Genomic DNA, 9,050 nt, shown 5'->3' on the forward strand with positions numbered 1-9,050 from the left:
ATGGCCCGCCTAGACAATGAGAAACGTATAGAACGTATTAAGCAGGGCCTGGCACGTTCGGGTTACAAACCAACAGGCAAGAAGGCAAATGAGGCTAAACATAAACGAATAAAAGAATTGCTAGTAGTTGGCAATATGACTAAGGAAGAAATTGCCAAAGCAGTGAATTGTGGAGTTGCAACTGTCTATCGAGTTGCTAAAGTTATCTAAAAGAGGCTTATCTCAACGCGCCCCCAATGGGGCACCGCTGCATTCAGGTTACTTCACATAAGAAATTTTATGTTAAATGATTGTTAGAAATGCCCCTTGATCGAGGCATTTTCTATAAAGAATACTAAAAACTAATTAAAGCCAACCAAGTTTCAAAACAAGGCAGTTCTCAGCAATCATATTTTTAAATTATATAACTCCCAACTGAGCTTTTGCTCCAACGATAAGGCTTTCATTTTGAGTTTCTAAGGCAAATAAACCATACATCAAAGGAGAGGCCGCTGCTCTTTCTAAAGTCTGTTCATATAGTTTATTCCAAACTTTACCCCCTAGTTTTTCATACTCGATGATTAGAGTTTTGAGGCTTTCTTCTCCAAACAAAGTTACATGCCCAGCAAAATCAATCGCTGGGTCATCTATATGGGCTGTTGACCAATCAATAACGCCTGAAACAGCTCCATCCTTTGAAGCTAGTACATGCCCAGCATATAAATCGCCATGTATAAATTGGGTGAAATCTGCCCATAGAACATCATTATCCAACCATTTTCTGTAGCGGGTTTCCAATTGCTCACTTATACCAATTTCAGATTTTACTAACTGCAAATTGTTTGCTATTTCAGGTCTTAAATCTGAAGGTTTCATAATTTTCAAATCATTTTCCCGAACTTCTTTTTCAGGAATACTATGGATTTCAAATAAGGTTTTTGCCAAAGATGTTATGTATTTCGGGCTATCTTTGTCCATATTCCAAATTATTTCATAGGTTTCAGCATCCAAATTTAAAACAGGATTATCTTTAAGTATGGGATAAGCCACTAATTCTGTAGATGAAATTCTCCAATCAGGAACCTCTACAGAAAGATGTTTTTTTACCAATTCTAAAATGCGTTTTTCTTTCTTGATTTGTTCCCTCATGCCATCACGACGAGGAATACGCAGCAACCATTGTTGCCCCTTTGTATCAAGAGCAAAAACGACCTTAAAATCAATGCCCATTTCATTGAAATTCATTTTGTCCGTAAGCAACAAGCCGTGTGCTTCAGCAAGTGATTGAATATCTTGAATTGTCATTTTTAATTTCCTTTAAAGAGTTCAATAATTAATGTTCGGATTAGATTGGCTATCATTAACAATCTCTCTCAAAAGTCTTGATGATTTTGTGGTCTTTGATCTCGTAGATAATGTCAGCAATATTATCGACCAATTGCTTGTCATGAGATACGAAGATAATAGTTCCTGCATAGGACTTCATCATTGTTTCTAATGCGGCAATACTTTTTAGGTCAAGATAGTTTCCTGGTTCATCCATAAGCAAAATATTATATTTTCCTAAAAGCATTTTGGATAAAAGCAGTTTGATGATTTCACCTCCCGATAAGTCGGATAAGTTTTTTTGAATATCATTCGCTCCGATCCCCATTGAAGCCAATACTGCACGAATTTCCGCAACTGTGTACTCGCACTCTTCCTGCATAAAGGAGAGCACAGATTTATGCGTGTTAAATTTATATCCTGTTTGTGTAAAGTAGCCAATTTCAGCTTTTGGAGATATGGTTAATCCATCAGCACGTTCTGATATCATTTTTAACAAGGACGTTTTCCCTGTTCCATTCGATCCAGTTATAGCGACTTTAGCGCCAAGCGGTATTATAAAGTTAGCGTCATCAAAGATAGTACGGCTACCAAATTTTAAGCTCAGACCATCTGCCGTAATCGGGAACTTATTGTGCAGTTCTAGGGCTGAACTTTGACGAAAACGAATAGAACGCAAATGCTCTGGTGCTTGAATATCTTCTAATGCAGCCAAACGCTTTTCCATACTCTTAGCTGCCTGATACAGTTTTCTTTGCTTGGTGCCAGTCATTTTTGCATGCCCAAGTCGTCCAGCACTTTCGGTAGAGTTTTTGGATTTTTCTCCTTTTTTCTTATTGTCTAATCGATTAGCTTGCTGGCGTTTTTCTTGCACAGCAGATTCTAATCGCTCCCGTTCCTTCATCATCAGCTCATATTCTACGGCTTGGTGTTGTCGCTCTTCTTCTTTTTGACGCAAGTAATCCGAGTAACCACCCCAATATTCCGTAATTTTACCGTCTTTTAACTCCCATATCTTGTCTACAACCATATCAAGAAAATATCGGTCATGACTGATAACAAGTAATGCTCCATCAAATGCTTTAAGTTGACCAATAAGTAGATCTATTCCATTGAGATCAAGGTGGCTGGTTGGTTCATCCGCTAGAATGCCATGTACTTGTTGGGAAAATGCGGCAGCAATTTTTGCACGAGTTTCCTCTCCGCCACTCATTGTGTCGTTTTGTACATTGGAAACACCAAGGCGAGATAACATTGCCCGGTCTTCGACCGTTTCTATTTCGATTCCGCCCAGTTGGCTGATATGTGCAAAATCACCAAAACGCTGTAATGTCGCTTCGGCTAAAACAATTTCGCCATTAAGTACTTTGAGTAAACTACTCTTTCCTGCTCCGTTATCACCCACAAGACCAATACGGTCATAAGAGTGAATTTCCAATTCATCAATATCCAAAACATCACGCCCAGCATAATCCAAGCGTATGTTTCTCGCTTTAATAATTAAACTCATTTTTATTTACTCCTGTTTAGCTCTTGAAATTTTTTATGCAGCAAACAGGATTTAGGTGAAAACAAAAGCTAGCATCACAGTGTCCTCCCAAAAAAAAAGCTATTCATCCACAGGGTGGACAAATAGCTAGTCAATTAAGTTATAACTGGAAACTATGCACTAAAAGCATACTTATAAATTAAGCATACTTTTACTTTATATATCCGCATATATTCTTAAAGACACAACAAAAGCCCACCATTATAAAATAGTGTCACTATGCAAATAGTTGTGTCTTAACGAATGCGGATAGAATGCATAAACTTACCTAAAAAATAAAATTCAGTTTTATGATAACTTTACTGTTAAAAGAAGTCTAGACAACCTTGTTTTATGCTTGGATATAAGGCTTATTTTAAAATAATAGTAGTGAAGATTTTCTAAAATTAACATAATACACCTTATACGAAACGTCCAAAAAATTTCCTTTTAAAACAATGTTTTATATCTGTAAAAACAGCCTAAGCACGCTCTCTTAGGCTGTTTTAGCAATTTTTCTTGTTCCACGCTCAATAAGTAAGCAATGTTCCACGGTTTTATTCAGTTTTAATAAACCTCATCCGGTTTTTTGATGAGTCATTATTTCATGTGCTTGCACTGAAATTGGCTCATCAAAAAATTGGAGTCCTGGCTAACCATAAGGAAGGAAAAAACGGCTCAGGAAGCCTCTCTTTTTAGGTTCAGGCTCAACGTGTTCTGGGACAGGGATACGTTTGTTCTCTGGAGTAGTCAATCCGTCATCTTTAGGTGGAACGACTATTACCTCTTCCTTCATTTCTACAATGGGAGCTGATTGAGGGAGTTCGAGTTCACTAGGGTCTTGAATCTTTGGTTTGGGTGCTTCCAGTAGACGTTGCATCGTCTCAATTTGATTTTGATAAAAGGATTCACGCTCTTTTGCATCATCAAGCTGATTTTTCAGCATGTCTATCTGTTGCCTAAGTAGTAAAACTTCTGCCGAATTTGGACTGTCTATTTTTACAGATTCTTTTACATCTAGTTTTTTTGAAGGTTCGCCAAAAACACGGATAGCTTCAGCCAGATCAATTTTATTATCAGAATTTTTACTTAAAATTCCTTTCTTTATGTTGTTGTAAATCGTTTGTCTATTGATATTGTAAAGCTTAGAAAGCTCAAGAACTGTAAGGCTTTTCATGCTGTAAATCTATGCCTAACTCTGTCAAAAGTTGTTGTCTATTAGACTGCCTAATAGACAAATGATCAAGTATAAATTTTAGGCAGCTTGATAGCCAACTTTTTGAAGATAAGGGAATAATTCTTGGAATTTTTCACTATCTTGAAGCATTTCAGCAATACGTATAGCGAATTGTGGATAGCTTTCTGTACCCTGAGAATACTTACCCATTTCTGGTAGTTCGGAAAGTTTAGTAGCGAATAAGTGGCGTTGCTTATCTGTCATTCTCGAGAACAGATCAGTTGTATTAGGGTCTCTATTAGTTTCTATAGATCGAATAGTTGCTTTCTTTGGCTTAAAGCTAAAAGAAAATCCTGAGATTGAACGACCTTTTTTATGCTGTTCGTATTTAACAGTTATATCTGAAAATTCGTTGATTTGATCTACTGCAATATCTAAAACACGTCTCTTAAATGCTTCCATTCGAGTGTATTCGTTAACACCTATACCAAGTTGGCTACGAAATTTATTTAATTCATAAACAGGCGTTTTCCCTACAGACTTCCATTGCATTAAGAGCTCATAAAGACGTACTGCATAAACGCTTTTGAAGTCAGCAGTTTTTTTCAAATGATAACTAGTAAAATACTGTTCAAACCCATCTATTTTAGTGACATGTTCAATTACCACACGAGTTAAGGTAACTAAAATTCTTCCTTCACCTTTCCGATAATTAGCATCTTGAATCCAGCGACTTTTTGTTAAAGTTCCATCTTCATTGGTAATCGTAAATTGTCTTTTAAAAAGAGAATCTTCTGCTTCAATTAATGCTAAATAAGCTGCATCTGGAGAAACGTTAAATGCTTTAGCATATCTAAGAGCATTTAATTCTAAAGGTTCATCTGTTGATAATCCTTGTCCAGTCTCACGAGCGTCTACAATTGCGAGCTGAAGTAAACGGGTTTCGCTTAAAGTAAGTGTCTGTAAAGCTTGTACAAGTTTATTAGATTTTACGACTAAGTCTGTCATGTCATTCTATTTAGCAACAATTTTATTGTGTTGCTATAACAACATAATAAATATTTGTTGTCAAATACCGAGGAAACGTTGCTATATAACCGAGGAAACGTTGCTATATAACCGAGGAAACGTTGCTATATAACCGAGGAAACGTTGCTATATAAAGCTTGAAATCCTTATAAATAAAAGGATTCAGTCGAGTTAAAAACATTTAAAAACTTTAAAAATAATTAAAAGCATATTTCATGAAAAATTGCCCTTGGTTTTCGCTTCGCTCAAACTCTATTGAATCTCGCTCTCGCTCGATTCGTTGGGGCAATTTTTGGTTAATCCCTAGGTAACTTCAATAAAAAGCAAAAGCAACTCGGAATTCGCTTCGCTCATAAGCTTTTTTTCTCGCTTCGCTCGGTCTAGGAATAAAACTTGGAAAGTTCGCACCCATTCGGGATGCTCTGTAGGGTAGGTGATTAATGGATAGGGAGCTTGTAATCAGGGAAAGGAAAGGGCAAATTTTCTCAGTTCGCTCGTAGACACTCGCTCTGTTTAACGACTCATGCCACGAGATTTCATTTTAGGCGCATGTTGCTGTGCTTTGAGTTGTTGTTCTTGTCTGAGTTTCAGCTGTTGTTCTGCTTTGATCTCATTCACACATTTTTTAATGACTTGATAGGTTGAGTATAGATTCTGGTATTGCTTGGCTTTGGCCGGATGTTGTTGTTGGTACTGCTTCCAGGCATGTTCTTTAAACTTTTCATTTTCCAATAAATCCTTCACACCATGTTTTTTCTGGTGTTCATGCTGACCTTTCAGTTTTTTGTGTTCTTGGTAAATCGCATCACGTTGGGCTTCCCAGGCTTTTTTTCCAAACAGTAAGGGTTTGTTCTGGGTTAATTGGTTGTGTTGATCCACCAGGCTTTGCAATTTGTCATGACTTTGCTTGAGTCCGCTTTTCACGATCTCCTGGGCGAGCTGCTGATTGAACTCGTTTTTATGCTTTTGCATCTTGCCCAGGGTGTTTTCTGCCTTTTTAAAAACATCCTGCATAAAATGCAGGTCTAGATTCGCCTCTTTTGCGCTTATTTCGCCTTGTAGCAATTTGACTAGGGTTTCTCTCTGTTTTTCCTCAAACAGGGCTTTTTCGTCAATTGGTGGCGTTTTAGCGCTATTTTTGATTTGGATCTGCTGTTCAGTTTTCAGTTTTCTGAGTTTTATCTCATTTTCAGCAATCAGCAGGTCCATATTTTTGCCGTATTGCAGCTGAGCCTGATTTCTCTGTTTGATTTCATCATTGCTTCGGCTGATTTCGGTCTCAATCCCTTTTCGGCGCAGCTCGGTGACTTTCGGTCCTTCGTGCAGGGTGGCTTCCAGGCCATTCTCCTGGTCTTTGTAGCTGCGGTGGTCAACCCGGGCGGTGGACCCGGCCAGATCCAGGTGCATATTGCAGATATTGGCAAAGTGTTCGCGCCAATGTTCGATTTCTCCACTGTGTTTCTGATCCAGTTCCCGGGTTTTCTCGGTAAAACCTTCGGGAGTGAGCTTGCGTGTGCTCATCAGGATATGGGCGTGATAATTGCGTTCATCACTGCCGGATCCGGTATGCGGTGCATGGATACAGGCATCGACGGCCACCTGATGTCTGTCTACGATACTGGCGCATAGTTCTTCGAGCATGGCCAGGCGTTGTTCCTGGTTCAACTCACTTGGAAAAGCAATTTCAAATTCCCGGGCGACTGTCGAGTTTTTTCTGGTTTCTCGTTGTTCCACTTCGTTCCAGAGTTTTCCCCGGTTTTTTAAATACTCTGGTGCGCCTTCGGGTAAATAAATTTCTTTGTATTCCACACCAGTTTTTCGGCTGTAGTCATGTTCTCGGCCTTCACGTTCGCAATAGATCTTTTCACCTGCCCGATAGGCAATCGCAGCAGTGGCGGAACGCCCTGCTGATCTTGCTACGGTTTTAACTGAAAAGTGGTAAATCGCCATGTCTGTTTTTCGCTTTTAAATTTTCACGTAGTGAAATACAACCGTGAATACGGTTGTCGGGGTATTGGGGGAGACCCCAATCGTACTTGCAAACAAAGTTTGCATAAGTGCGCTCTTCGAGGAAAACATTACTATACATATAGCACCTTGAATGCATATTCAAGTGCGCTTATGTTAGGGATGGTTTCCCAGGATGATGGTATTGGATTAATGAGCGTTACTGAAACACTAGACAGCAAAATCAAAGCACAGGAAGAAAAGCTAAAGCAGTTAAAGGCTCAAAGACAGGCAGCACTGGCAAGAGAACGTGCTAAAGAGAAAGAACAAGCTCGAAAGGATGATACCAGACGCAAAATTTTAATTGGATCCTGTATGCTAAAGATCACTGAAGATGATGAACAAGCCAGAGCTAAATTAATTGCTCAGATGGATAAGTATTTAACAGATGAGCGTGACCGAAAGCTTTTTAATTTATAAATTTTGAGGGATAAGTAGTGGAAGATCCAACACTTAATAAGTTAATACGTAATACAGAATTATTCTTCGAACATCACTGGAATGTAGACCTATTAGGAAAGCCTCCTGAATGGTCACCAGTACATTTTAATTTTGGAAAAATTCCTAATTACGATAAACAAGGTGTATATGCGTTTGTCAAAGGGGATTTAGTGACTTATATCGGTGTTGGGACTTCTAGAGGTGCTGGCCGTTATCGTGGTAATGGCTTAAGCGCCAGGGTAATGAAATATTGCCGATGGAATGAAGATAAAACTGAATATATTGCGATAGATCCAAGACTGAAAGATGCTGGATCCATCATTACAATAGGCTTTGAGCGTGATACGGCTTATTTAGCAAATGCCCTAGAAGTTTTTCTTATCTCTAAAATCCAACCTGTCCACAATGTGGTTAAAGTTGGTATGTAATTTCGCATAAGAAATTTTATGTTAAATGGATTCAATCTCTGTCATCAAAGTCAGCATTAATTCTATCGACAGTCCATTTTACTGTATTGTTATCTAAGTAAAAAAAATCTCTATTTAAAATATCATCTTCAAAAATTAAGCCATTAACATCTAGCTTCCCTTCTTTTAAATATCCAATAATTTCATATCTTAGACTATTATCTATTTGCTTAATTTGATGGGAATAATGTGTTTTCTCAATAAGGTAATCATCAAAAATAGTAGCTTCTAAATCTATAAGGTAATTTTTTTTGAGATCAATACATGAGGGTATTGAAGAACTAAATACCTCTAGAATTTCATTACGAACCTTAATTTTTAGAATGAATTCGAGATTCTCATTACATTCTATGATTTGAGCTATATATTTCACTTCGATTAAGATTTCCTAAAATTAACATAATACACGTTATACGAATTCCCAAGGCATGGCTTTTAGTCATGCTTTTTTTATCAAAAGACTATACCTGAATGATAGCGAGCCAAATCGCATACAATATCTATCATTAGACTTAATGCAATAATTAAATGATAGTATTATCATTAATCTAATAGAATTAAGATTAAATGATAGAAATGAATACACGTATTTATCTACGAGCTTCAACTAAAGATCAAGATGCAGAAAGGGCTTTGCAGATTCTTCAGGATCTAAACCAAAACTTGAATTTGGGTGAAACCATTGTGTACGTGGAAAACTATAGTGGTACGAAGTTAGACCGACCTGAATTGAATAAGCTACTGTCAGAAGCAAATCAAGGTGACACATTGTTAGTTGAAAGTATTGACCGCTTATCACGCCTAACCCAACGAGATTTTCAAGAGCTGAAGCGCAGGATCCAGGAGAAGGGACTTCGTTTAGTCGTAGCAGATCTTCCTACTACCTACCAAATGATTCAAACCAGTGACAGCATTACTCATTCAATCTTGGAACTCATCAACAATATGTTGATTGATCTTCTGGCAACAATGGCCCGCCTAGACAATGAGAAACGTATAGAACGTATTAAGCAGGGCCTGGCACGTTCGGGTTACAAACCAACAGGCAAGAAGGCAAATGAGGCTAAACATAAACGAATAAAAGAATTGCTAGTAG

The 9,050-nt window shown here is 37.9% G+C and carries 10 protein-coding genes; 4 read left to right on the forward strand and 6 right to left on the reverse strand.

Features of this window, described 5'->3' with window-relative positions; genetic code table 11:
• Window positions 1-210, forward strand: a 210-nt coding sequence (locus FTV34_RS15610) for a helix-turn-helix domain-containing protein (protein ID WP_088773987.1), incomplete at its 5' end; no start/stop codon positions are given.
• A 189-nt stretch (window positions 211-399) separates the two neighbouring features.
• Here the strand turns inward: FTV34_RS15610 and FTV34_RS15615 are convergent.
• The 5 genes from FTV34_RS15615 to mobQ form a co-directional block, all read right to left on the reverse strand.
• A complete protein-coding gene (locus FTV34_RS15615; RefSeq protein WP_000155092.1) occupies window positions 400-1,284 on the reverse strand; it encodes an Mph(E) family macrolide 2'-phosphotransferase in 885 nt (294 codons plus the stop codon).
• A gap of 55 nt (window positions 1,285-1,339) precedes the next feature.
• On the reverse strand, window positions 1,340-2,815 hold the full coding sequence (msr(E), locus tag FTV34_RS15620; RefSeq protein ID WP_000052512.1) for an ABC-F type ribosomal protection protein Msr(E): 1,476 nt from the start codon (window positions 2,813-2,815) through the stop codon (window positions 1,340-1,342).
• A 670-nt stretch (window positions 2,816-3,485) separates the two neighbouring features.
• Window positions 3,486-4,010: a plasmid replication DNA-binding protein gene (locus FTV34_RS15625; protein WP_039090898.1), complete on the reverse strand. Its 525-nt coding sequence runs from the start codon at window positions 4,008-4,010 to the stop codon at window positions 3,486-3,488.
• A 78-nt stretch (window positions 4,011-4,088) separates the two neighbouring features.
• Window positions 4,089-5,018 carry a replication initiation protein RepM gene (gene repM, locus FTV34_RS15630; protein WP_000131200.1) on the reverse strand — a complete coding sequence of 310 codons (930 nt, stop codon included), beginning with the start codon at window positions 5,016-5,018 and terminating at the stop codon, window positions 4,089-4,091.
• Between the two features lie 534 nt (window positions 5,019-5,552).
• A complete protein-coding gene (gene mobQ, locus FTV34_RS15635) occupies window positions 5,553-6,989 on the reverse strand; it encodes a MobQ family relaxase (protein WP_039090895.1) in 1,437 nt (478 codons plus the stop codon).
• A gap of 210 nt (window positions 6,990-7,199) precedes the next feature.
• Here mobQ and FTV34_RS15640 point away from each other — a divergent pair, with 210 nt between their 5' ends.
• Window positions 7,200-7,466, forward strand: coding sequence for a mobilization protein (locus tag FTV34_RS15640; protein WP_088749624.1), 267 nt, complete (start codon window positions 7,200-7,202; stop codon window positions 7,464-7,466).
• A 17-nt stretch (window positions 7,467-7,483) separates the two neighbouring features.
• Window positions 7,484-7,915, forward strand: a complete 432-nt coding sequence (locus FTV34_RS15645; RefSeq protein ID WP_039090891.1) for a hypothetical protein — start codon at window positions 7,484-7,486, stop codon at window positions 7,913-7,915.
• A 31-nt stretch (window positions 7,916-7,946) separates the two neighbouring features.
• Here FTV34_RS15645 and FTV34_RS15650 read toward each other — a convergent pair whose 3' ends face one another.
• The gene (locus FTV34_RS15650) at window positions 7,947-8,327 is read right to left on the reverse strand and encodes a hypothetical protein (protein ID WP_015060210.1); all 381 of its coding nucleotides are present in this window, start codon (window positions 8,325-8,327) and stop codon (window positions 7,947-7,949) included.
• Window positions 8,328-8,521: 194 nt separating this feature from the next.
• Here FTV34_RS15650 and FTV34_RS15655 point away from each other — a divergent pair.
• On the forward strand, window positions 8,522-9,050 hold a 529-nt coding region (locus FTV34_RS15655; RefSeq protein ID WP_180070771.1), incomplete at its 3' end, for a recombinase family protein.

Source organism: Acinetobacter sp. YH16038, from assembly GCF_013417275.1.
GTDB lineage: Bacteria > Pseudomonadota > Gammaproteobacteria > Pseudomonadales > Moraxellaceae > Acinetobacter.

Bases quoted from the DNA above. Each gene is read 5' to 3' on its own strand.
- FTV34_RS15615 (WP_000155092.1), bottom strand. From the start codon at position 1,284: ATGACAATTCAAGATATTCAATCACTTGCTGAAGCACACGGCTTGTTG.
- FTV34_RS15625 (WP_039090898.1), bottom strand. From the start codon at position 4,010: ATGAAAAGCCTTACAGTTCTTGAGCTTTCTAAGCTTTACAATATCAAT.
- repM (WP_000131200.1), bottom strand. From the start codon at position 5,018: ATGACAGACTTAGTCGTAAAATCTAATAAACTTGTACAAGCTTTACAG.
- mobQ (WP_039090895.1), bottom strand. From the start codon at position 6,989: ATGGCGATTTACCACTTTTCAGTTAAAACCGTAGCAAGATCAGCAGGG.
- FTV34_RS15640 (WP_088749624.1), top strand. From the start codon at position 7,200: ATGAGCGTTACTGAAACACTAGACAGCAAAATCAAAGCACAGGAAGAA.